At 58.2% G+C, this 21,550-nt stretch carries 17 protein-coding genes; 8 read left to right on the forward strand and 9 right to left on the reverse strand.

Annotated features, from left to right (window positions below; all coding sequences use genetic code 11):
• Nucleotides 1-44: 44 nt before the first annotated feature.
• Nucleotides 45-1,160: a 4-hydroxyphenylpyruvate dioxygenase gene (gene hppD, locus V8J88_RS22850; RefSeq protein ID WP_338846572.1), complete on the reverse strand. Its 1,116-nt coding sequence runs from the start codon at nucleotides 1,158-1,160 to the stop codon at nucleotides 45-47.
• 126 nt (nucleotides 1,161-1,286) lie between these two features.
• Between hppD and V8J88_RS22855 the strand changes: the two genes are divergently transcribed.
• Nucleotides 1,287-1,778: an Lrp/AsnC family transcriptional regulator gene (locus tag V8J88_RS22855; protein ID WP_338846573.1), complete on the forward strand. Its 492-nt coding sequence runs from the start codon at nucleotides 1,287-1,289 to the stop codon at nucleotides 1,776-1,778.
• Between the two features lie 3 nt (nucleotides 1,779-1,781).
• Here the strand turns inward: V8J88_RS22855 and V8J88_RS22860 are convergent, their stop codons facing one another.
• Entirely contained in the window at nucleotides 1,782-2,588 is an 807-nt protein-coding gene (locus V8J88_RS22860; RefSeq protein ID WP_338846574.1) for a PPK2 family polyphosphate kinase, read from the reverse strand.
• Nucleotides 2,585-3,049: a CoA-binding protein gene (locus V8J88_RS22865; protein WP_338846575.1), complete on the reverse strand. Its 465-nt coding sequence runs from the start codon at nucleotides 3,047-3,049 to the stop codon at nucleotides 2,585-2,587. Before V8J88_RS22865 ends, V8J88_RS22860 begins: the two co-directional genes overlap by 4 nt.
• A 408-nt stretch (nucleotides 3,050-3,457) precedes the next feature.
• Between V8J88_RS22865 and V8J88_RS22870 the strand changes: the two genes are divergently transcribed.
• From V8J88_RS22870 to V8J88_RS22900, 7 genes are all read left to right on the forward strand, one after another.
• Entirely contained in the window at nucleotides 3,458-6,253 is a 2,796-nt protein-coding gene (locus V8J88_RS22870; protein WP_338846576.1) for a TonB-dependent receptor, read from the forward strand.
• A gap of 235 nt (nucleotides 6,254-6,488) precedes the next feature.
• Entirely contained in the window at nucleotides 6,489-8,072 is a 1,584-nt protein-coding gene (locus V8J88_RS22875) for a TolC family protein (RefSeq protein WP_338846577.1), read from the forward strand.
• On the forward strand, nucleotides 8,069-9,334 hold the full coding sequence (locus V8J88_RS22880) for an NHLP bacteriocin system secretion protein (RefSeq protein WP_338846578.1): 1,266 nt from the start codon (nucleotides 8,069-8,071) through the stop codon (nucleotides 9,332-9,334). Before V8J88_RS22875 ends, V8J88_RS22880 begins: the two co-directional genes overlap by 4 nt.
• Complete coding sequence (locus V8J88_RS22885) at nucleotides 9,331-11,532, forward strand: NHLP family bacteriocin export ABC transporter peptidase/permease/ATPase subunit (RefSeq protein ID WP_338846579.1); 2,202 nt, start codon at nucleotides 9,331-9,333, stop codon at nucleotides 11,530-11,532. Before V8J88_RS22880 ends, V8J88_RS22885 begins: the two co-directional genes overlap by 4 nt.
• Entirely contained in the window at nucleotides 11,525-14,407 is a 2,883-nt protein-coding gene (locus V8J88_RS22890; protein WP_338846580.1) for an NHLP bacteriocin export ABC transporter permease/ATPase subunit, read from the forward strand. The genes V8J88_RS22885 and V8J88_RS22890 overlap by 8 nt, the downstream gene beginning before the upstream one ends.
• Before the next feature lie 26 nt (nucleotides 14,408-14,433).
• A complete protein-coding gene (locus tag V8J88_RS22895) occupies nucleotides 14,434-15,675 on the forward strand; it encodes an ABC transporter substrate-binding protein (protein WP_338846581.1) in 1,242 nt (413 codons plus the stop codon).
• A gap of 102 nt (nucleotides 15,676-15,777) precedes the next feature.
• A complete protein-coding gene (locus V8J88_RS22900; protein ID WP_338846582.1) occupies nucleotides 15,778-17,025 on the forward strand; it encodes a rhomboid family intramembrane serine protease in 1,248 nt (415 codons plus the stop codon).
• Between the two features lie 87 nt (nucleotides 17,026-17,112).
• Here V8J88_RS22900 and V8J88_RS22905 read toward each other — a convergent pair whose 3' ends face one another.
• The 6 genes from V8J88_RS22905 to soxC all read right to left on the reverse strand — a co-directional run bounded on the left by V8J88_RS22905 (nucleotide 17,113) and on the right by soxC (nucleotide 21,482).
• Complete coding sequence (locus V8J88_RS22905; RefSeq protein WP_338846583.1) at nucleotides 17,113-17,493, reverse strand: DUF1801 domain-containing protein; 381 nt, start codon at nucleotides 17,491-17,493, stop codon at nucleotides 17,113-17,115.
• A 19-nt stretch (nucleotides 17,494-17,512) separates the two neighbouring features.
• Nucleotides 17,513-17,902 carry a DUF4280 domain-containing protein gene (locus tag V8J88_RS22910; protein ID WP_338846584.1) on the reverse strand — a complete coding sequence of 130 codons (390 nt, stop codon included), beginning with the start codon at nucleotides 17,900-17,902 and terminating at the stop codon, nucleotides 17,513-17,515.
• A 97-nt stretch (nucleotides 17,903-17,999) separates the two neighbouring features.
• Complete coding sequence (locus V8J88_RS22915; protein ID WP_338846585.1) at nucleotides 18,000-18,707, reverse strand: Sir2 family NAD-dependent protein deacetylase; 708 nt, start codon at nucleotides 18,705-18,707, stop codon at nucleotides 18,000-18,002.
• 33 nt (nucleotides 18,708-18,740) lie between these two features.
• Nucleotides 18,741-19,130, reverse strand: a complete 390-nt coding sequence (locus V8J88_RS22920) for a hypothetical protein (protein WP_338846586.1) — start codon at nucleotides 19,128-19,130, stop codon at nucleotides 18,741-18,743.
• Nucleotides 19,130-20,164 carry a c-type cytochrome gene (locus V8J88_RS22925; RefSeq protein ID WP_338846587.1) on the reverse strand — a complete coding sequence of 345 codons (1,035 nt, stop codon included), beginning with the start codon at nucleotides 20,162-20,164 and terminating at the stop codon, nucleotides 19,130-19,132. The genes V8J88_RS22920 and V8J88_RS22925 overlap by 1 nt, the downstream gene beginning before the upstream one ends.
• A complete protein-coding gene (soxC, locus tag V8J88_RS22930; RefSeq protein ID WP_338846588.1) occupies nucleotides 20,145-21,482 on the reverse strand; it encodes a sulfite dehydrogenase in 1,338 nt (445 codons plus the stop codon). Before soxC ends, V8J88_RS22925 begins: the two co-directional genes overlap by 20 nt.
• Nucleotides 21,483-21,550: the final 68 nt, after the last annotated feature.

The following is a 21,550-nucleotide window of genomic DNA, read 5'->3' on the forward strand; positions in this document are numbered from 1 at the left end:
CCTTATCATTTTATATGCGCAGGCCGGAAATGCCGACCTTAAAATCAGGCGGTGGCCGGCTCTTCTTTGAGCACGCCGCGCCGGATCTGATCGAGTTCGATCGATTCAAACAGGGCGCGGAAATTGCCTTCGCCAAAACCCTGGTCGCCCTTGCGCTGAATGATTTCAAAGAAAATCGGCCCGATCACGGTTTGCGTGAAGATTTGCAACAGCAGTTCGCGCGAGGTTTCGGTGCTCTTGCCGTCGATCAAAATGCGCAGGCGGCGCAGCTCTTCCAGATTTTCTTTGTGGCCGGGCAGGCGCTTGTCCACCAGATCGTAATAGGTGTCGATGGTGTCCTGGAACACCACGCCGGCTTTTTTCATCGATTCCACGGTGTGGTAAATGTTTTCCGTGGTCAGCGCAATGTGTTGAATGCCTTCGCCGTGGTACTGCTCCAGATATTCGGCGATTTGCGATTTGTCGTCGGAAGACTCATTGATCGGAATACGGATTTTGCCGCAAGGCGAGGTCATCGCTTTCGACTTCAAGCCGGTCATCTTGCCGTGGATGTCGAAGTAGCGGATCTCACGGAAATTGAACAGGTTTTCATAGAATTCCGCCCATTCCTTCATGCGGCCACGGTGCACATTGTGGGTCAGGTGATCAACCACGCCCAGGCCATGGCCGAGCGGCTTCGGATTGGCGCCGGGGATGGCGACGAAATCCACGTCATAAATCGAGATATCGCCAATCGCGCCTTCTGTATGGCCTTCCTTGCCGCGCCAGCGGTCCACCAGATACACCAGGGAATCGCCAACGCCCTTGATGGCGGGAATATTCAATTCCATCGGCCCGGTTTTATTATCAAAGCCCCAGGCGCCGAGTTCCAGCGCGCGTTTGTAGGCGAAGGCGGCGTCTTTCACGCGGATGCCGATGGCGCACACCGACGGCCCGTGCAGGCGGGCGAAACGTTGGGCAAATGAATCCGGTTCGGCATTGATAATGAAGTTGATATCGCCTTGGCGATACAGGGTCACATTCTTGTGGCGGTGGCGCGCAATCGCGGTGAAACCCATGGTTTCAAACAGCGTTGCAAGCGCTTGTGGATCGGGGGCGGCGTACTCGACGAATTCAAAACCGTCCGTACCCATCGGATTGTCCCAAGGTTGAAAGTCCATGTCAGGCTCCAAGTTATAGATCAGAACAGTATAGACCCTGGCGCGCAGCATATGATTGCCAATCATTCCCGAAGAACGCAATAATGCGCAATATAATTGCGTAAAATTGGCAGAAAAGGTGAAAAAATGGCGAAAGTGGAGTTGGACAAGACAGATCGCAAGATTTTGGCGATTTTGCAAATGGATGGGCGCCTGTCAAATCAGGAAATCGCCGAGCGCGTCAACCTCTCGCCCTCGCCCTGTTTGCGCCGCATCAAACGGCTGGAGGAGGCAGGCGTGATCCGCCAGTATGTGGCGCTGCTGGCGCCGGAAAAATTGGGCTTGGGTTTGCAGGCGTATATCAATGTGCGACTGGAAAAGCACAGTGATGGCGGCAGCCCGCGCCAAAACATCGGGCCGCGCGCCGCCTTTGCCGAGGCGGTTGAGCGCTGGCCGGAAGTGGTGGCCTGCTACGCCATGACCGGAGAAATGGATTATCTGCTGCGCGTGCATGTGGAAGATATGGAGCATTTTTCGCGCTTCATGATGTCCACCCTGCTCAAGCATCCGGCAGTGCTGGACGTGAAATCCAGCTTTGCCCTGCAGCGCATCAAAGACACCACCGCGCTGCCGCTGTGAGGCTTATTCCACCTTGATTTGCGCCAACTCGGGGCGGAATGCCGGCCAGGCCGGTTGCATATCGGCCAGGGTTTCGGCAATCAGGCAGCTGACCGCCAGATTGCGCTGCGGCTTATTGTCCGCCGGCACAATATGCCAGGGCGCATGTTCGGCATCGCTGGCGTGCAGCGCGTCGGCATAGGCCTGTTGATATAACTTCCATTGGCCGCGCTCGCGCAAATCGGAAGGATCAAATTTCCATTGTTTTTCCGGATCTTGCAGGCGTTCTTGCAGGCGGCGCGCCTGTTCGCGCTGGGAAATGTGGAGGAAGATTTTTAAAATCCGCGTGCCGCTCTCGGCCAGCAGCGATTCAAATGCGCGGATATGCGTATAACGCTGACGGCAGGCGGCGGCGTCCAGCTGACCATGCACACGCGGCACCAGCACATCTTCATAATGGCTGCGGTTGAAAATCCCGATCTGGCCGCAAGCCGGCGTTTCGGCATGCACGCGCCATAAAAAATCATGCGCCAATTCTTGCGGCGTGGGCGCTTTAAAGCTTTTGGCGCGCAAGCCCATCATATTGCAATAGGCAAACGAGGCGGCGATGCTGCGATCTTTGCCGGCCCCATCCATCCCTTGCAGGATCACCAGCAATTTTTGCTTTTGCTGGGCATATAACATTTGTTGCAGCTCGCCGATGCGGCGCGCCTGAGCTTCCAGCGCGGCTTTATCCTGTTGCTTGTCGCCGCTGCCGACCAGCAAACGCGCCGCATCATCATCGCAAGCTTCCCAATTCGCCGGCAGGCGTAACAGTGCGCAGGTTTTCATCGCAATCCTTTCGGCGTCAGCCGTTGTTGAGAACGCCAGTGCATATGGTCGATTTTGATACAGCGGTTCATCACTACCTGCATGCCCTGCGCCTGCGCCTGCTGCGCCGCCTGGGCATGGCTGATGCCGAGTTGCAGCCAAATACAGGGACAGGTGATGGCAATCGCCTGTTCTGTCACCGGCGGCACATCTTCGGAGCGGCGGAACACATTCACGATATCAATCCGCTGCCCCTGCGCGGCGAGCGCGCTGGCGGCGCTGGGCAGGTCGGGATAACAAGTCTCCCCCAGAATCTGCTGGCCGGCATAGGTCGGATTGACCGGAATGATGCGGTAGCCATGCTTTTGCATATAGCTGGCCACTTCATAACTGGTGCGGGTCGATTGCGCTGACAGACCGACCACCGCAATGGTGCGGCTGGCGCCCAGAATTGAAGCAATTTCAGGACTGTATTGGTTCATCGTCATGTCGGACAGGAAGCTGATCTTGCCATATTGTAAAACGGGAAGGGGCGCGGTGTCCTTGTGCCGCCGCTGCGCCACGCCAAGCCGGGCGCAGCGCCCCCTTATGCCAGTTTATGCAGGCCGTATGCGGCCTTTTCAAGCCTGTTTCACATCGCATGATTGGCGCGTTGCAAGACGGCAACTTATGCGGGTTTGCCGGTTGACAACCAGCGTGCATAATGTTCTGATGTGATTAAATATATTTAATAAATATCGTGAAAATATTCAGCCTCAAGCTGAATTGGGAGGGAGACGCGCGGCGACACGCCGCATATCTCCAGATCGCTTTGCGCCAGCAGGCGTCAGCCAGATCAGGCCGGCCTGTTCCCGTCACCACAAGCCCATGACTTTTTTTGGAACGAGAAGATGAAGAAAACGATGAACAAGACCGTGCTGGCGCAGTCGTTGGCCGCGTGTCTGGCGATGTATGGCGCCGCCTGGGCCCAGGACGCCCAAGTGCAGCGGGTTGAAGTGACAGGCTCCTCAATCAAGCGGATCGCCGGTGAAAAAGAAATTCCGGTGCTGCATTTGTCGCGCGCCGATATCGAGCGCAGCGGCGCCGCCAGCGTCGAAGGGTTGATCGCAGCGCTGCCGGCGATGCAAGGTTTCGCCACCGCCAACCAGACCATCAATGGCGGCGGCGGCGGGGTGCAGACCGCCTCGATTCACAATATCGGCGCCGCGTATACCCTGGTGTTGCTGGATGGCCACCGCTTAGCCTCATTCGGCTCGGGCAGCTCGGTGAATCTGGCCAGCATTCCCTTGTCCGCCGTTGAGCGGGTGGAAATTCTGACCGACGGCGCCTCCACCCTGTATGGCGCGGACGCGATTGCCGGCGTGGTCAACTTCATTCTGCGCAAAAACCAGACCGATGGCGCAATTGATTTTACTTACAATCAGCCGCAACACGCCGGCGGCGCCAGCCACACGATCGGCCTGTCGAAAGGCTTCGGCTCGCTCGAAAAAGACGGCTTCAATGTCTTGCTGTCCTACAGCCACGACGAGCAGAAAATGCTGAATGCGGATCAGCGCGAATTCGCCAATACCGGCGTGCGCCGTTTCAGCCATGACGGCAAAAATTACGCCACCTGGGCCTTGTCGGACAATTCCGCGCCAGCGATTGCCGAGCTGCGCTTGAAAGATGGCAGTGCGCCGGTGCTGTTTTCTCCCGCCTATCTGCAAGACAAAAAATGCGGCCCGAATACTTTCCTGGTCGGCCAGCGCTGCGCGTATGACTACGCCTCCACCGTGCAATTAATTCCGGAGTCGAAACGGGACAGCTTGTTTGCCTCGGGCCGCTTCAAACTGAATGCCGACACCACCTTGTATGCGCAAGGCGTGTTTTCCAATTTCACCCAGACCGGCCGCTATGCGCCGCCGGCGCAACCGCTGGCGCTGCCCTTGAATGGCGCGCTGTACAGCAAATATGTCGCGCCCTGGTTGACGCAACTGGGCGTGAATCCGGCGAATGTCGATTCGGCGCGCATGCGCTTGCGCATTTCTGACGCCGGGGGCCGCAATACCGCCTACAGCACCGATGCGCAGCATCTCGTGATCGGGGCTGAGGGACAGGCATTTGGCTGGGATTACAACACCAGCTGGACCCACTCAATCAGCAAGCGCAGCCGTGATTTTGCCGGCGGTTTTTTGAGCAAAGATAAGTTCTATCAAATCGTTGACAGCGGCAAATACGACCCCTTCCTGCCGCCCGGCTCCTCGCGCGAGGTGCTGGCCCCGGCGGTGTTGCATGAGAATTGGAGCCGCGCCAAAAACACCCTGGACGTGCTGGCCATCAGCGCTTCGCGTGAAGTGTTCAAACTCGGCGGCGGTGCGGCGCAACTCGGGGCCGGCCTTGATTACACCGTGCAAAAATACAATTACTACCCGACCCCGATCGGCATGGGGGCGAATGCGCTGCAGCCGAATTACACCGATTCACCGTTGGGCGACTCGCCGGGGGATTTGCCAACTGCCGCCAAGCGCCACAACTGGGGCGCGTTTGCTGAATTGCAAATGCCGCTCTCCAAGTCGCTCGACTTGACCGCTGCAATCCGCTACGACAATTACAGCGCGATCAAAAACAGCGCCAATTTTGATGAGCAGGGCAGGCCGGTCGCCGCCGCCACCCAGGGCAATAAATACGACAAATTCACCTATAAATTGTCCGGCGCCTGGCGTCCCACCAAAGCGCTGATGTTGCGCGCCTCCTGGGGCACGGGTTTCAAAGCGCCGGCCATGACCGACATCACCGCGCCGCTGCTGCACTCGGGCAATACCGGCGACACCTATGACTGCCCGGTCAAAGCGCCTGATCCGCGCGCCGTGTACTGTTCCGGCAATACGCAATACGATGTGCTGAGCGGCGGCAATCGCGACAGTGGCGCCACCGGCCTGAAACCGGAAGAGTCACGCCAGGCCAGCATCGGTTTGCGCTTCGAGCCGAATAGTATGATGTCGTTCGGCTTTGATCTGTGGGATGTGACGATGAAAAATCAAATCTCCACCCTGCCGGAAAGCACCTTGTTTGAAAATCCGCGCCAATACGACAGCCTGTTCCGCGTTTTCTATGAACCGGGACAGGGCGCCAACATCCTGGTGGGCGTGCTGCCGACCTTCAACCTGGCCAAATCGTACAACCGTGGTCTGGATTGGGATCACAGCTTCCGTTTTGACAGCGGGATCGGCAAATTGAATCTGAACTGGACCGGGACATATTTGCTGCGTTCGGATTATGAAGTGCCGGGCAGCCCGATGATTAAAAGCGTTGGCCGCTATGATGAAAACAATGCGGTCGGTTTCCGCCTGATCACGCGTCTGGCGGCTACGCTCAAAGTATCAGACCAATGGCAGCACAGCCTGAGCCTGAACTATAAGAGCGGCTACCATGACTCGGTGCAATCGGTGCGCGAAGTGAACCCGGATGGCAGTTTCGGCGCTTTCGTCAAACTGGCGCGCGAGGTCTCGCCCTACACCACGCTGGATTGGCAAACCCGCTTCAATTGGCAGAAAAATGTCATCCTGACCGCCGGTGTGCGCAATCTGTTTGACGCCAAGCCGCCGCTCTCGTTGAAAGTCGGCAATGGCGACCAGATTGGTTACGATGGCCGTTATGCCGATGCGATCGGGCGCAGCGTCTATTTGACTGCCAGCTATCGCTTCTAAGCAACCTTGCTGGAAAAAGCCTGCCGCTTGCTGCGGCAGGCTTTTTTATGTATGCGCAGCGCGATGAAAGCGGAGCGAAGCAGGGAGGGAAGATGTCGGGAATGCATTAAATGTTGCTTTTTGTAAAGAGTGTGATATTCTGTTCGCCCGGCAGAACTTGGTTTGCTGTTCACCATGCAAGCTGAAACATGTTCTTCAATTTTCCCGGTTTTCCCCTTTTCTTGGTTCGTAGCGCATGAATTGCACAATTACCAGCGCACCGCGCATGATTTGCGCATGCCTCGCATTTACTTTTCTGCCGTTGGCGCAGGCGCAGGAATTGCGTTTGGCCGAAGCCTTGCGCCTGGCTTTACAACAAAACGGCGATGTGCTGCTGCAAATTCAACAGGTCGAAAGTGCGCAGGGACAGCTTGAGCAGGCCAAGGGGGCGTTTGATTTGAGTCTGAGCGCCTCCGCGCGGCAAGAGCGCGCCGTGAATGTGAGCGCGCAAAACGGCGCCAACGGCAAGCCGCTGCAGACACGCAATCAAAGCGCCAATTTGCAGGCCGGCTTCAAAAAGCAATTAAAAAACGGCATGTCGCTTGACTACGGCATCAGCGCCAGCGCGCAGCAAAACACGGATACCGCTGGAATCACCGGACTGCAGCAAAACAAAACCACCGTCAGTTTTAATTTCAATATCCCACTGTGGCGCGGGCGGCATGAAAATGGCGACGCCTTGCGCCTGCAGTCCGCCGAGCGCGCCGCGCAAGCCAGTTTGCACACCATGCGCCAGCAGACCTCGCAGGTGTTGCAAAACGTGATGGCGGCGTATTGGGATTATCTGGCGCGCAATCAGCAATTGACGCTGGCGCAAGGCTCTGTGCAACGCGCCCGCCAATTACTCGATTCCACGCAGAAACTGGTGGATGCGAATGAGAAGCCGCGTGGCGATCTGGTGCTGTTGCAAGCGGATTTGGCCGATAAACAAAACAATTTGCTGCAAGCCGAGCTGGCATTGCAAGAGAGCAGCCGCAATCTGGCGCGTCTGCTGGGCAAAGACAGTGAAAGCGTGTTGGGCGCACCGCTGGAACGTTTTCCGCAGCCGCAAGAGCAGCTGGACAATATTCTGGAGCAGGGCGCGCGCCTGCAGCAATTGGCGCTGGCCCAGCGCCCAGATGTGCGCGCAGCGCAGGAACAATTAGAGCAGGCGCGCCTGAATGTGAAGCAAGCCGATGAGGCGCGCAAGCCGAAACTGGATTTGAATCTGGGCGTGAGCATGGCGCGCGCCTCGGAAGGCGGCTCGCGCCTGGGTTTTCCCTTTGCCGCCGGCAATACGCAAAGTGAACCGACCGTGTTTGCGCGCCTGAGTTATGAATTCGCGCCGGAAAATCATGCCGCCAGCGGCGCGGCGCGCGTGAATGCGGCGACGCTGGCGCAAAGCGAAGTGCGCTTGCGCGATTTGCGCAATCAGGCCATGTCCGCATTCAATTCCGCATTGCAAAAAACCAAAGTCACCGCGCGCCAGCTGCAGGCCGCCCGGCGCAGCCTGGAATTATATGAATTGGCGGTGCGCCAGGAAATCACCAAACAGCGCAATGGCATCGCCACCCTGATCGACGTGATTACGATTGAGGGACGCTATAACGGCGCGCAAGCGGCGCTGATCAATTTGCAAGCCGATTTCGCCAAAGCGCTGGGCAGTCTGTTGCATGAAAGCGCATGTCTGCTGCCGCCTCAAGATGCGGGGCGGGCCTATGAAATTGACCCGGTGGCGTTGTACTCGCTGCAAAACATTCAACGCCTGCTGGCGCAGTCTGCCCCTAATATGACGCCATGAAAAAAAATACGATTTTCCGTCAGGTCGCCATGGAGCGGCTGTCTTCTCCTGAACAACTCGACAGCTTGTTGCAGGTGGTCAGCCGGCGCGCCTGGCTCGCCCTCGCCGGCCTCGCTTTGTTGATCATCATGCTGCTGCTGTGGGCCTTGTTTGGCTCTGTCCCGACCAAAATCAACGCTCAGCAGTGCATTTTGGTGAAAAGCGGCGGGGTCAGCATAGTCGCCAGCGTGGCTGGCGGCAGATTGACCGATATGTCAGTCGAGCGTGGCGATATGGTGACGCGCGGGCAGATCATCGGTCGCATCGAGCAGTTAGACGCATTGCAAAAAATCAAGGGTATGGAAGCGCGCTTAAAAGAAGTGCAGGCGCAATATGCGCAAGCCTCGAAAATGGCCGCGACCGTGGTGCAACTGCGGGGAAACACCAATCGCCAGCAATTGCAAGGACTGCAGACCCGGCAACAGGCCAATGCCAATAAAATTAAATTGCTGCAAGAACGCCTGGAATCGCAAAACAATTTATTTGCCCAGGGCTTGCTGACCAAGCAAACCGTGATCGCCACCCAGCTTGATTTGAGCGCCGCGCAATTGGATGCGGAAAACATCAAGTCTGAGTTGAAACAATTGGAAGTGCGCCGTCTGGAAGAGCAAAAGCAAAGTGAAAACGAAGTCACCCAGGCCAAAAATCAACTGGAAGATGTGCAAAGGCAAATCAATCTGGCCCTGCGCGAAGCCAAAACCTCGTCCTTGGTGGTCAGCCAATACACCGGGCGCGTGCTCGAAGTGAAAGTCAGCGAAGGACAATTGGTGGATCGTGGCACGCAGCTGCTGTCGATTGAAGCCGCCGGTTCGAGTGTGAATGAGATTGAAGCCTATGTCTATTTGCCGGCGGCGGATGGCAAAAAGATCAAGCCCGGCATGCGGGTGGAAATCAGCCCCAGCACGGTCAAACGCGAAGAATACGGTTTCCTGCACGCCTTTATCGGCAGCGTGGCCGAATATCCCTCCACCGACCAGGGCTTGATGCGGATTTTCGGCAATGAAAGTCTGGTCAAACAATTGACCGGCTCCAACCCGCCGATTCAAATGGTGGCCAGCCTGAAACCATCGGCCAGCAATCCCGGCAATTATGAATGGTCAACCCGGCAAGGTCCGCCGTTTGCGATTCAAAGCGGCACTCTGTGCGCGGCTGACATTACCTTGAGCGAACAGCGCCCGATTGCGCTGGTGTTGCCGTTCTTGCGGAAAATGAGCGGGCAATGAAGGACGTCGTGAATAACTTGCTGGCGCGGTGGCAGGGACGCGACCAGGCCATGCCGCGCCCGGTGGATACCCCCACCACACTGCAAATGGATGCGTTGGAATGCGGCGCCGCCTCACTTAGCATGGTGCTGGCCTACTACGGCAAATATGTGCCGCTGGAAGAATTGCGCACCGCCTGCGGCGTGTCCCGCAACGGGAGCAAGGCGGCGAATGTGCTGATTGCGGCGCGCCAATACGGTTTGCAGGCGAAGGGCTTCAAAGTCGGTTTGGAAGCGGCCAAAAAGATGGCGGCGCCAGCGATTATTTTCTGGAACTTCAATCACTTCCTGGTGTATGAGGGGCAGACCAAAGATCATGTGCTGCTGAATGATCCGGCCAGCGGCAAGCGCCGCGTCAGCCATGATGAATTCGACAAATCCTTCACCGGCGTCTGGCTGGAAATGTCGCCGGGGCCGGATTTCAAGCCCAGCGGCCAGGCGCCCAGTTTGCGCCGCAGCCTGCAGCAAAAGCTGGCTGGTTCCGGCAACGCCTTAGCGTATCTGATTGTGCTGGGCCTGCTGCTGGTGTTGCCGGGCATGGTGATTCCGGCGTTTTCCAGCATCTTCATCGACAATATTCTGGTCAAAGAAATGACGGGTTGGCTATGGCCCTTGCTGACCGGTATGTTGTGCTGTGCGCTCTTGTTGGGCGTGCTGACCGCCATGCAACGCTATTACCTGCTCAAACTGGAAACCAAGGTCGATCTGGTCACCGCCAGCCGCTTTTTTGCGCATGTCCTGCAATTGCCGGTCGGCTTTTATTTTCAGCGCAGTGCGGGCGATATCAGTTCCCGCATCGGGATTGCAAACCGTATGGCGAAAGTGCTGTCAGAAGATATCGCCAGCGGTTTTTTGAGTTTGCTCACCGCCCTTTTTTTTGCGGCAGTCATGATGTTTTACGATTTGCGTATGACGCTGGTCACCATCATGATCGCCCTGGTGAATGTGGCGGTGTTGAAAGTATCGTCACGCCGGCGGCGTGAATTGAATCAGCGCCAGTCAATCGAAGCCGGCAAGCTGAGCGGCGCCTCGCTGAATGGTTTGACCGTGATCGAGACCTTAAAAGCCTCTGGTAATGAAAGCGATTTTTTCAGTCACTGGTCCGGCTATCACGCCAAATTGATGAATACGATGCAGGAAGTGCGCAGGCATAGCATTGTGTATGACCAGATGCCGGCCCTGTTGACGGCCTTGAATACCGCGCTGGTGCTGGGACTGGGCGGCAGCCGCGTGGTGGACGGCGATTTGACCATCGGCATGCTGGTCGGTTTTCAAAGCCTGGTGCTGAGTTTCACCGCCCCGGTGAATGCGCTGGTGGGTTTGAGCAACAAACTGCAAGCATTCCAGGGGGATATCAACCGGATCGAAGATGTAATGGGCAATCCGCGAGATCCGCTGTATGCGCCGGGCGCATACAGCGACAACGACGGCCCGGCCAAGCTGGAAGGGGCGCTCGAATTGCGCAATATCACCTTTGGCTACAGTCGGCTCGATCCGCCCTTGCTGGAAAATTTCAGTCTGAGCTTAAAGCCGGGGCAGAAAGTTGCCCTGGTTGGCGCATCCGGCTGCGGCAAATCAACGATATCCAAGCTGGTGTCCGGCTTGTATCAACCCTGGAGCGGCGAGATCCTGTTCGACGGTCAGCCACGCAGCGCATGGAGCCGGGCGCAGATATTGAATTCAGTGGCGATGGTGGATCAAGACATTTCCATGTTCTCCGGCTCCATCCGCGACAATCTTTCGATGTGGGATGACACCATTGCACTCGACACTCTGGTGCAAGCCGCGAAAGACGCCAGCATTCACGATGTGATTTCCAACCGCCCCGGCGGCTATGACAGCGAAGTCAGCGAAGGGGGGCGCAATTTTTCCGGCGGTCAGCGCCAGCGTCTGGAAATCGCGCGCGCGCTGGCGGCCAATCCACGGATTTTGATTTTGGACGAAGCCACCAGCGCACTTGATCCGCTTACCGAAAAAGAAGTGGACGCCAGTTTCCGCCGTCGCGGTTGCACCTGCCTGATTGTGGCGCACCGGCTGTCGGCGATCCGCGATTGTGATGAAATTCTGTTCCTCTCCAAAGGTCAGGTCTTGGAACGCGGCACACATGAGGAATTAGTGGCGCTGGATGGACATTATGCGAGGTTGATTGCGAATGAATAAGCCGACTCTGTTTCAAAGCTTGTTGGCGCAGGCGCAATCGATGCCAGCCAAATTGCATGTGGCTGATCTGGCGGCGCCGCAATTTCTGCTGCTGCAGTCCGGGCAAGTGGATATCTTTTTGAGCATGCTCAATGCGCAAGGCGAGGATGGCGCGCGCCACCATGTGTTGCGCATGGAAGCCGGCGACTTCATCTTGTTGCCGCAGGTCTTGCATGCGCCGGATTGGCGCATGTTGGCGGCCCCGGATGCCGGCGCGCAATGGGCTATTCTCAGCATGCAGGCCTGCCTGCCTTTGTTGCAACAAGCGCAGGATGAAGCGTGCGCCTTATTGCATAGCGCAGCGCGTTTGATTGGCGCCTGCAATCGCATCAGCCCGCCCAACGGGGCCAAGGCAATCGGGGTGGGAGAATGCAAGCCCGAACAGGATCAATATTTTTTCCCGGCGCAAGATGATCTTTGCCTGATTCTGCAGCAAGGCAATGCGCAATATCAGCATGGCGCCGGGCTGGCAGGCCCGCGCCATATGCTATTGCCGCATCCCTGCTGGATCAAACTCAGCGCAGCGGCGCAGGCCGAGGTCGTCAATCTGTCCCAACTCAGTTTGCCGCAAGTGCTGGATGGCGTGCAATTGCTGAGCGGGGAAATGCTGGAGCAGTGCGCGCAGCAGGTGCGCCGACAAGCTGCGCAGGAACAAAGCCGCTTGCAAAAAAAGCGCGCCAGTGAGCAGCAAGGCATGCAACATGCAATGAGCGAATTCGCCGGCCTGTTCGATGATCCGGCGCTGACCCGGCAGCGTTTGGGCAACGGCAATGCATTAGTGCAAACCTGCAATATGGTGGGGGCGCCGCTTGGTTTGGAATTCGTCGAACCACCCATACGTCAGCATTCGATTCGGCGCACTAATCCGGTACAGCAAATCGCCGAAGCCTCCGGCGTGCGTTTCCGTCAAGTCGCCTTGCGTGGCGCCTGGTGGGAAGGCAATTACGGGCCTTTACTGGGTTTTGACAATAAGGAAGAGGTCTGGGCCTTGATGCCGCACGCAGGCGGCTACCGCGCGCAGCACCCGGACGGGCGCGAGCACAAGGTGGATGAAGATTTCGCCGCAGAATTACGCTCTTTTGCTTTTATGTTTTACCGTGCATTGCCATGGCACAGTCTGCACTGGCGCGATCTGGTGAATTTTGTGTTGCGCGGCGTGAAGCATGATTTGTGGATGACCTTTATCGTCGGCATGTGCGCCGGTTTGCTGGGCATGGCGATTCCAATCGCTACCGGCCATTTATTCCAAAACGTCTTTCCCGCCGCCGACCGTGCGCAAATGTGGCAGGTGGTGATGATGCTGTTCATTACCAGCGCAGTCACATTGTTATTCAATATCACGCGCGCCTGGTCTTTGCTGCGCGTCGAAAGCAAGGCCGGCAGCGAGCTGCAAGCCGCAATCTGGGACAGAGTGTTGCGCTTGCCGGCGCCGTTTTTCCGTGATTATCAAGCGGGCGATCTGGCCTTGCGCATCAACAGCATTAATGAAATCCGGCGCATGTTGTCCGGTACGTTTATCGCCACGCTGTTGAGCAGCCTGTTTTCATTTTTCAATGTGTTTTTGCTGTTTTACTACAGTGTGGAGCTGGCCTGGGCCGCACTGGGCCTGGTGTTGTTTGCCACCGCAGTCAATTTCGGCATAGGCTGGAAGCAAATGCGGCATATGCGCCCGATGACAGAATTGAATGGCAAATTGGGCGCGATTACCTATGAGTTTTTGCATGGCATCGCCAAATTGCGCGTTACCGGCGCGGAATGGCGCGCCTTTGCGCGCTGGGCCAGTCGCTATGCTGAGCATAAGCGTTATGGTCTGCTGGCAGGCCGTCTGAACATTATCAGCAATGCCTTCAGCAGCGTGTTTCCGGTGTTGGCGAATATGCTGATTTTCAGCCTCATCATTTATCTGATGGAAAACAAAGTCGCAGGTGAGGAAGATTTCCGTACCGGCGATTTCATTGCCTTCAATGCCGCTTTTGCTGCATTTCTGGCTACCAGCCTGGCATTGTCGCGCAGCGTACTCGACTTGCTGGAAATGCTGCCCCTGTTTGAACGCACCAAACCCTTGCTGGAAGCCACGCCTGAAGGCGGCAGCAATAAGCCTGATCCGGGTGAATTGAATGGCGCCTTGGAAGTTTCCAATCTCAGTTTTGCTTATCGCAGCGATGGCCCGCTGATCCTGAATGATGTCTCGCTCTCGATCAAGGCCGGTGAATTTGTGGCCCTGGTCGGCTCCTCCGGCTCCGGCAAATCGACCCTGTTCCGGCTCTTGCTCGGTTTTGAAAAACCGATTTCCGGCGGTATTTATTATGATGGCCATAATCTGGATGAGGTCAATCTCGGCGCCTTGCGTCGCCAGCTCGGCGTGGTGTTGCAGGGCGGGCAATTGATGAGCGGCGATTTATTCAGCAATATCGTCGGCTCCTCCGGTTTGCGATTGGATGACGCCTGGGCTGCCGCGCGCGCCTGCGGCCTGGATAAAGATATCGAAGCGATGCCAATGGGCATGCACACCATGATAGACAGCGGCGGCGGTGCGCTGTCCGGCGGTCAGCGGCAGCGATTATTGATTGCGCGCGCCATCGTCAACCGCCCGCGCGTGATTTTCTTTGACGAAGCCACCAGCGCACTGGATAACCAAACCCAGGCCATCGTCAGTAAGAGTATTGAACAATTGCATGCGACCCGCATCGTGATTGCGCACCGCTTATCCACCATCATCAATGCTGACCGCATTTATGTTCTGGACAAAGGGCGCATCGTACAAAGCGGCAATTATGCCGAATTGATGCAGCAGGAAGGCTTGTTCGTGGAACTCGCCAAACGCCAGATCGCATGACAGCGAAAGCAGAGAAGGGGACAGAAATGAGAGGATTTTCAGGCAAACGCTGCTGGCAGTTGGGCTTTGCCCTGTGCGCAATCATGCTGCTTGGCGCTTGTGAAGAAAAATCGCCGGCGCAAACGCGCTCAGAGCAACTGGCCAGCAGCAACAATCAGGACGTGGTGTTGGGTTTGGCCTGGCCACTGAAATCGGCCAAAGGCACACTGTACAACGGCGCCCAGCTGGCGCTGGAAGAAATCAATAGCGGCAGCGGCGTATTGCAAGGTAAAAAATTGCGCATGCAGGCCAAAGACGATGAATCTTCGCTGATCCGGGGCCGGTTGGCGGCGCAGGAGTTTGCCAATGATCCGCAGATTTCCGCTGTCATCGGGCATTTGAACACCTATATCGCACAACCGGCGGCGCAAATCTATGAGCGCGCCGGCATCGTCATGCTCACCCCCGGCGCCAGCGGGCAAAAAATCACCGAGGGCGACAGCCGTCTGGTATTCCGCTCACTGCCCGGCAACCGTGACCAGGGCCGCCAGATTGGCGACTATGCCCAGGTGCAAGGTTATCGCAATGTGTTGATTTATTACATCAAGAATGATTACGGGGTCGATCTGGCCAACTTCTTTGAACAGCGCGCCAATGAACTCGGCTTACATGTCTTGGATCGCCGCTCATACAACAAAGAAGCCGACAACCACCGCGCCGTATTCAATGATTGGGCCACCTTCCTCAAATTTGACGCCATCTTTTTCGCCGGCTCGCTGCCGGAAGGCCCGCAAATCATCCAGGAAATGCGGCGCGCCGGCATCAAGGCGCCGATCTTTGCCGGGGTCGGCCTGGATTCGCCGGAATTGGTCAAGCTGGGCGGACGCGAACTCGAACGCACCGTCGTGTTTACCCTGTTCGACCCCGACAGCTTGCGGCCGGAAGTGCAAAGCTTTGTCGAACGCTACCGCAAGCGCTTCGGCGTCAAGCCGGACAGCCATGCGGCGCAAGGTTATGACGCGGTGCGTCTGTTGGCGCACGCCATCAATCAATCCGGCAGCCGTGACCCGCAACGCATCGCCCACGCCTTGCGCAGCACCCGCAACTGGCAGGGCGTGACCGGGCCGCACAGCTTCAGTGAAAAAGGCGATATGGTAGGCAAACGCCTGTTCTTGAGCGAAGTGCGCGACGGCGCTTTTGTGTTTGAAAGCCGCGCCAAAGACATTGGCCGCGCCCAGGCGCTCAGTCCGCGCCGTGACGACAGCGGCAGCGAAAACAGCCCGCTGTAAACCCGGGCAGGCGCAGGGCGGCCGTGTCCGTTTTTGCGCCCGCCGCTAAAGTGGCGCAGCGCATCAGGTACAATCGCCCTTCCCGCAACCCTGAGCGCAGCCATGAACCTCTTGCAATCGCTGTGGCGCAGAGCGCCGGTCAGCAGCAGCATCGCCCTGATTTGTATTCTGGTGTATCTGGCGATGCTGTATTCCGGCGCGCATTTCGCCAATCCCCATCATCAAGCCCTGATCGCCTGGGGCGCCAACTTCCGCCCCCTGACCGTCAGCGAACAAGGCTGGCGCTTATTCACCGCGCTGTTTGTGCACGGCGGGATTTTGCATTTGACGATGAACACGATTGCCCTGCTTGACGTGGGTTATCTGCTGGAGCGCAAAATTGGCCGGCGCATGTTGCTGGTGGTGTTTTTACTCAGCGGCCTGGGCGGCGGCTTGTGCAGCTTGAGTTTCAAGCCGCTCTCGGTCGGGGTTGGCATGTCCGGCGCCGTGATGGGCATGTCCGGCGCGCTGCTGGTCTGGCTCTTGATGCCCAAGCTGGAAAAAGATGAGGAAATTGAGCGCCTGACCCAGGTGCGCGTGTTGACCATGGGGCTGGGCTTGACCTTGCTGGTCGGCTTGTTGCTGGCGCGCATCGACAATGCCGCCCACGTCGGCGGTTTATTGATCGGCATGTTGCTGGGCCTGATGATTTATTTGCTGGATCGCCTGCAACCCGGCGCCCTGCAACGCTGGCTGGCGGCGCTGATTTTGTTCGGCGCCGGCCTGTTGCTGGTGTGGCAACAACTCAACACCCACCAAGCCGACGAATACCGCTTCCGCAAACCCTTGCCGGAAATCGCCGCCATCATTGACCACTTTTCCAATCCCGCCGTCTTATTCCGCCGCCTGGCGCAAGCGCAAGCCGCGCAAGCGGAGAGCGCAGCCGGCGCGCAGGATGCGGCCCGCGAAGAGGGACAGGAAGCCGGGGCCGGGGCGATGCCGGCCACGCCGCCGCAGCTGCGCATTCCGGCGCAGCAAATCGAGCAAGCGTTGCAAGAAGGCGTACACGCCTGGGACCGCTGCTACCAGCTGAGCCAGGGGTGGGACAAACTGCAGCTGCAGCCGGAACAAAGCAAATTGGGATCTTTGATTGTGGCTTACTGCGCCAACCGCAAACGCCAATATCAATTGCTGCGCCAGCAACTGCGCCAAGGCCAGGGCCACGAACGCGAATTGCAAGCGGTGCAAGCGCTGGCGGCGAAACAGGAACAGGAATTGCGCGGCAAACTGGGGCAGGAGTTGCAAACCGAGTGGTATATCCAGGAACAGCAAGGCATGAATATGCGCGGTCAGCGCAGGCCGGGTTTTTGAACGCGGTCTGCGAGTTCGTGCGGCGCCTGCCTGTCAGGCGGAGAAAAATGGGGAGCAGGGCCGCTATTTCGCTATTCTGCCAGGCGCTCAGGCTTGGCTTACGGCGCTATGCGCCATGCGCACAATCTCACGCAATACCGCCTGATCCACATCCGCCAGTTTTTTGATATACAAACAGCTCTTGCCCATGCTGTGTTTGCCCAGGCGCGTCAGCAAATCGTCGAGTTGCAGGGTGTGATGGCAATTTAAGTACACCACCAGGCCGCTTTTGCGCAGCGCGAAACCGATTTGGAAAATATCGCCTTCGCGCCCGCTGGCGTAGCGGTAGTGGTAATCGCCAAAACCCAGCATACTGCCCCACAGCTTGGGCGGGGCGGCGCTGATTTCCTGCATCATAAGCGCCAGCTGACGGCAATCGTCATGTGTGGCGGGCGGGCAGGCGCTCAAAAATTGTTCCAGATCGCTCATCGCAGCGCTCCTGATGGACTTACGGCACCATGGTCTTGGTGGTGGCCGGCATATTGATGGAAATCACCCCGCCCCAGTTGCACATGCACTTGGAAACATTATCCAGCGTCGGCATGCCGCCCAGCAGCACAGTGGGCGCGCCCGGAATCCAGGGCGAGGAAGTGGCGGGAATGCAGGGCATGGGGGTTAAGACGCCCATGGCGGCGGCGGTGGCGGCGGCCACCATCGGATTGGCCGGCGACTGACACATGCCGAACGGCAAAATATTCAGCATCGGAATATGGTCCATGATATTCGCGGCTGGCGGGCCTTCCGCCAATACGCGGTTTTTCGGCAGCACCATCAGAGTGGAAGGTGCGGCGCCGAACGTGCATTGCAAGGTGGCGGTGGCGGAAACCTGGGATGGCATGGCGACTCCTTTTTCTACGGCGTATGGCTTGGCGGCGGGGATGGAAATTGCTACAGATTATCGCTGATTTTTGGCGCAATGATGGCGTTCTGCTGATTCAGGCGCCTGCTTGCGCCAGCCAGGTTTGCGCCAGCGCCGGCACGATCTCACCGGCTTTGCCGCGCATAAAGGTGTAACCCCAGGGTTTTTCCATCTCATCCAGCGCCACCAGGATTTTTTGCGCATGATAGCGCGCATGTTTGACCAGGCCGGCGATGGGAAACACGGCCAGCGATGTGCCCACCACCAAGACCTTGGCGGCGCTCGCGATATGCGCTTGCGCTTCGGCATAATATTGCACTTCTTCGCCAAACCAGACGATATCCGGACGTAATTGCGTGCCATCTTCGCATAACTGCCCCAAGCTGATCGGCGCGCCGCCGATCAGGTAACGTTTCGCCTGGGCCGACTGGCCGCGCGCATACGCCAGCTCGCCATGCACATGCAAGACTTGCTTTGATCCTGCGCGTTCGTGCAAGTTATCGACATTTTGGGTGATGATCACGACTTCATACGCATCTTGCAAAGCGGCCAGCGCGAGATGCGCCGGATTCGGCTGCGCCTCCCAGGCTTGGCGCCGTCTTTCGTTATAAAACGCCAGCACCGCTTGCGGATTCTTGCGCCATCCCTCAGGACTGGCCAACTCTTGCCAGGCATGGCTTTGCCAGACCCCGTCGCTGGCGCGGAAGGTCGATAAGCCGCTTTCGGCGCTGATGCCGGCCCCGCTCAAGACCACGATTTTGTTGGGGTTGATTTCTGCTTTCATTTGCCGCTGTTGTGCGATGCCTCTGCGCTCAGCTCATATCGGCTTGCCGTTTGCATCAAATTTCCCGCTCAGCCTGCCATACACATCAAAATGCAATTGCATCCCGGCGTCGCCCGGCGGATGGGAGGTGATTTGCAAGACCCACAGCTGATCCTGACCGCCAGCGGCTTGCGGCGCCTGGCGTACGCTGATATTGCATTTGCGCGTCTGGCCATCGCATAGCGCCGCCGCATGTTGACGCGCCAATTGCATGATCTGCTGCTCGCCGAGTTTGATGGTGTGCGTCACCAGACCCGACATCATTTGGAAAATAAACGCCGTCGCGCAGGCGCCGAACAGCATGAACATCAGCACCACGCTGCGTTGCTTGGCTTGTTTGGGCTTGGCGCTGTTTGGCCCCGGCATGGCTTCTTGCAGTTCCATTATTTCGCTCCATTCAGTAACCAGTCAGCGATCTGTCCCAATTCCGCCTCGCTCAGCGTGCTTTGCGGCGGCATTGGAATCTCGCCCCAATTGCCCTGGCCGCCGCTGCGGATCTTGTCTGCAATCGCCTGCGCGGCTTGCGGCTGATTTTTCCACTTGGCGCCAATCGCGCGCCAGGCCGGCCCGACCAATTTTTGATCCAGGCTGTGGCAAGCGTTGCAATTGTGTTTTTGCAGCAGCGCCGGCGTGTCCAGTATAGCGGCTTTGGCCGCTGCCGCGCTGGCGCTGCTGGCGGCGGGCTGCGGGCGCGTGCCGATCAGCCTGTGCTGTTGCGCCAGATCGCCATGGCTGTTGGCGGCGTATTCCGGCAGACGTGAGCTGATCTTGACCTCGCGCGCGCAGTCGCGCATGCATGCCGTGTTTTTCACATCCGGCTTGCCATCGGTGCGCCACAAGCCGTGTGCGCGGCTCATGCCATTGCGGTTTGGCAATTGCACCTGGCGGATGCTGTCCTGATCCAGACTGGCGTTGGCCGGCAGGATATCGCCCAGATGCAAGATATACGCCGTCACCGCGTACACCTCGTCCACGCTCAGGCTTTTCGGCGCAGTCCATGGCATCGCGCGCCTGGTGTAGTCCCACAGCGTGGATAAGCTGGACAGCTTCATCAGCGTGGTGCGCTGCGGCTCTTTATTCGAGGCCAGCGCGGCCACCCGGCCACGCTCGATATCCTGCTTGCTTGTGCCGCCGACGATGGGCGGGAAAACTTGATTCGATTCGCCAAACACGCCATGGCAGGATGCGCATTTGGCGTCCCAGATATCCTGCCCCTGCGCCACGGTTCCGCGCCCGCGCGGCAAGCCTTGAAAATCGGGCCGCACATCAATATCCCAGGCCGCGATTTCCGCCGCGCGCGCAGGCCGCCCCAATTCGCGCCAGGGCGCATCGGCCTGGCCTGCAGCCAAGGCCGGCCAGCTCAATATGCCTGCCAGCGCGAGCACGGCGGCGCGCGTTTCAGCCATTAACTTGAACATTGCTGACCTCCCCATTTGGCGCCACCGCCCAGGATTGAATGGCGTTATTGTGATAAATCGAACGCGTCCCGCGCACCGCGCGCAATTGGGCGATCTGCGGTTGCACATAGCCGCTGGAGTCGATGGCGCGCGCTTGCAAAATCGCCGCCTGGCCGCGCCATTCCCAGGGCAGATTAAAGCGGGTCAGACATTTATCCAGCAGCGGCCCTTGCAGCTGCGCAGTTTGCCAATTGCGCCCGCCGTCAGTTGAGATATCGACGCGCTTGATTTTGCCGCGCCCCGACCAGGCCAGGCCGGTGATGCAGTGCCAGCCCTGCGCCAGCAAGCGCTGGCCGCCGGAAGGCGAGGTGATCACGGATTTGCATTCTTGCACCGAGGTGTATTGGCGGTGCGTGCCGTCCGGCATCAAATCCACATAATGCAGGGTTTCATCTTTGGCGCCGAAAGGCTGGTCGCCGACCTTGATGCGGCGCAGCCATTTGACCCAGGACACCCCCTGTACCCCGGGCACGACCAGACGCAAGGGATAGCCGTGTTCCGGGCGCAGCATTTCGCCATTCATGCCCCAGGCCACCAGCACATCATCCATGGCGCGCTCGATATCGATGGTGCGCGTCATGCTGGAGCCGTCCGCGCCTTCCGCCAGCACATAGCGCGCGCGTTTTTCGTCCAGGCCGCAGGCGCGCAGCAAGGCAGACAAGGGCACGCCGGTGAATTCGCAGCAAGACAGCATGCCGTGTGTGTATTGCACCGTCGGCACGGCCACATTGCCCCACTCGGTGGCGCTGTTGGCCCCGCATTCAATGAAATGGATGCGCGACACCGCCGGCATGCGCAGCAAATCATCCATCGTGAACACTTTTGCTTCGCGCAGCAAACCATGCAGCATCAGGCGGTGCTGGCGCGGGTCGATGTCGTGCCAGCCTTGATGGTGGCGCTCAAAATGCAAACCGCTCGGGGTGATGATGCCAAACAAGCCTTGCAGCGGCGTGAAAGAAACCGAGGCGGCGCTGACGCGGGTTAAACCGGGCGATTCGCGCCGCTGCAAATTCGCCTCATATTTGGATGGCTGGCCATATGGACGCGCCGCCACCGGCTGGCCCAGGCTGGTGCTGTGCGGCGGCAATTGCATGATGGCCGGATCATCTTGCGCCGCCGCCTGCGTGGCCCCGAGCGCCATGGCGGCGGCCAGACTGCGTTGCATCAAACGGCGGCGTTCCGGGTTGAGGCCCTCGCGCGTGATGTCCTGGCAAAGCGCGGGAGCAAGAAAGTTTTCCGGCGCGGCTTGCAGCGCGCCAAAGCGGGGATCAGGTTTCATGGTGGTTGTCAGCTCAGGCTTGAGATCAGGCGGCGGGCTTGACGATAGCACAGCGCAGCCGGCTTGCG

The organism is Massilia sp. W12 (assembly GCF_037300705.1).
Lineage (GTDB): Bacteria > Pseudomonadota > Gammaproteobacteria > Burkholderiales > Burkholderiaceae_D > JACPVY01.

Coding starts and splice junctions, on each gene's coding strand:
- V8J88_RS22855 (WP_338846573.1), top strand. CDS start 1,287: ATGGCGAAAGTGGAGTTGGACAAGACAGATCGCAAGATTTTGGCGATT.
- V8J88_RS22880 (WP_338846578.1), top strand. CDS start 8,069: ATGAAAAAAAATACGATTTTCCGTCAGGTCGCCATGGAGCGGCTGTCT.
- hppD (WP_338846572.1), bottom strand. CDS start 1,160: ATGGACTTTCAACCTTGGGACAATCCGATGGGTACGGACGGTTTTGAA.
- V8J88_RS22885 (WP_338846579.1), top strand. CDS start 9,331: ATGAAGGACGTCGTGAATAACTTGCTGGCGCGGTGGCAGGGACGCGAC.
- V8J88_RS22860 (WP_338846574.1), bottom strand. CDS start 2,588: ATGAAAACCTGCGCACTGTTACGCCTGCCGGCGAATTGGGAAGCTTGC.
- soxC (WP_338846588.1), bottom strand. CDS start 21,482: ATGAAACCTGATCCCCGCTTTGGCGCGCTGCAAGCCGCGCCGGAAAAC.
- V8J88_RS22920 (WP_338846586.1), bottom strand. CDS start 19,130: ATGGAACTGCAAGAAGCCATGCCGGGGCCAAACAGCGCCAAGCCCAAA.
- V8J88_RS22915 (WP_338846585.1), bottom strand. CDS start 18,707: ATGAAAGCAGAAATCAACCCCAACAAAATCGTGGTCTTGAGCGGGGCC.
- V8J88_RS22870 (WP_338846576.1), top strand. CDS start 3,458: ATGAAGAAAACGATGAACAAGACCGTGCTGGCGCAGTCGTTGGCCGCG.
- V8J88_RS22865 (WP_338846575.1), bottom strand. CDS start 3,049: ATGAACCAATACAGTCCTGAAATTGCTTCAATTCTGGGCGCCAGCCGC.
- V8J88_RS22890 (WP_338846580.1), top strand. CDS start 11,525: ATGAATAAGCCGACTCTGTTTCAAAGCTTGTTGGCGCAGGCGCAATCG.
- V8J88_RS22925 (WP_338846587.1), bottom strand. CDS start 20,164: ATGTTCAAGTTAATGGCTGAAACGCGCGCCGCCGTGCTCGCGCTGGCA.
- V8J88_RS22905 (WP_338846583.1), bottom strand. CDS start 17,493: ATGAGCGATCTGGAACAATTTTTGAGCGCCTGCCCGCCCGCCACACAT.
- V8J88_RS22875 (WP_338846577.1), top strand. CDS start 6,489: ATGAATTGCACAATTACCAGCGCACCGCGCATGATTTGCGCATGCCTC.
- V8J88_RS22895 (WP_338846581.1), top strand. CDS start 14,434: ATGAGAGGATTTTCAGGCAAACGCTGCTGGCAGTTGGGCTTTGCCCTG.
- V8J88_RS22900 (WP_338846582.1), top strand. CDS start 15,778: ATGAACCTCTTGCAATCGCTGTGGCGCAGAGCGCCGGTCAGCAGCAGC.
- V8J88_RS22910 (WP_338846584.1), bottom strand. CDS start 17,902: ATGCCATCCCAGGTTTCCGCCACCGCCACCTTGCAATGCACGTTCGGC.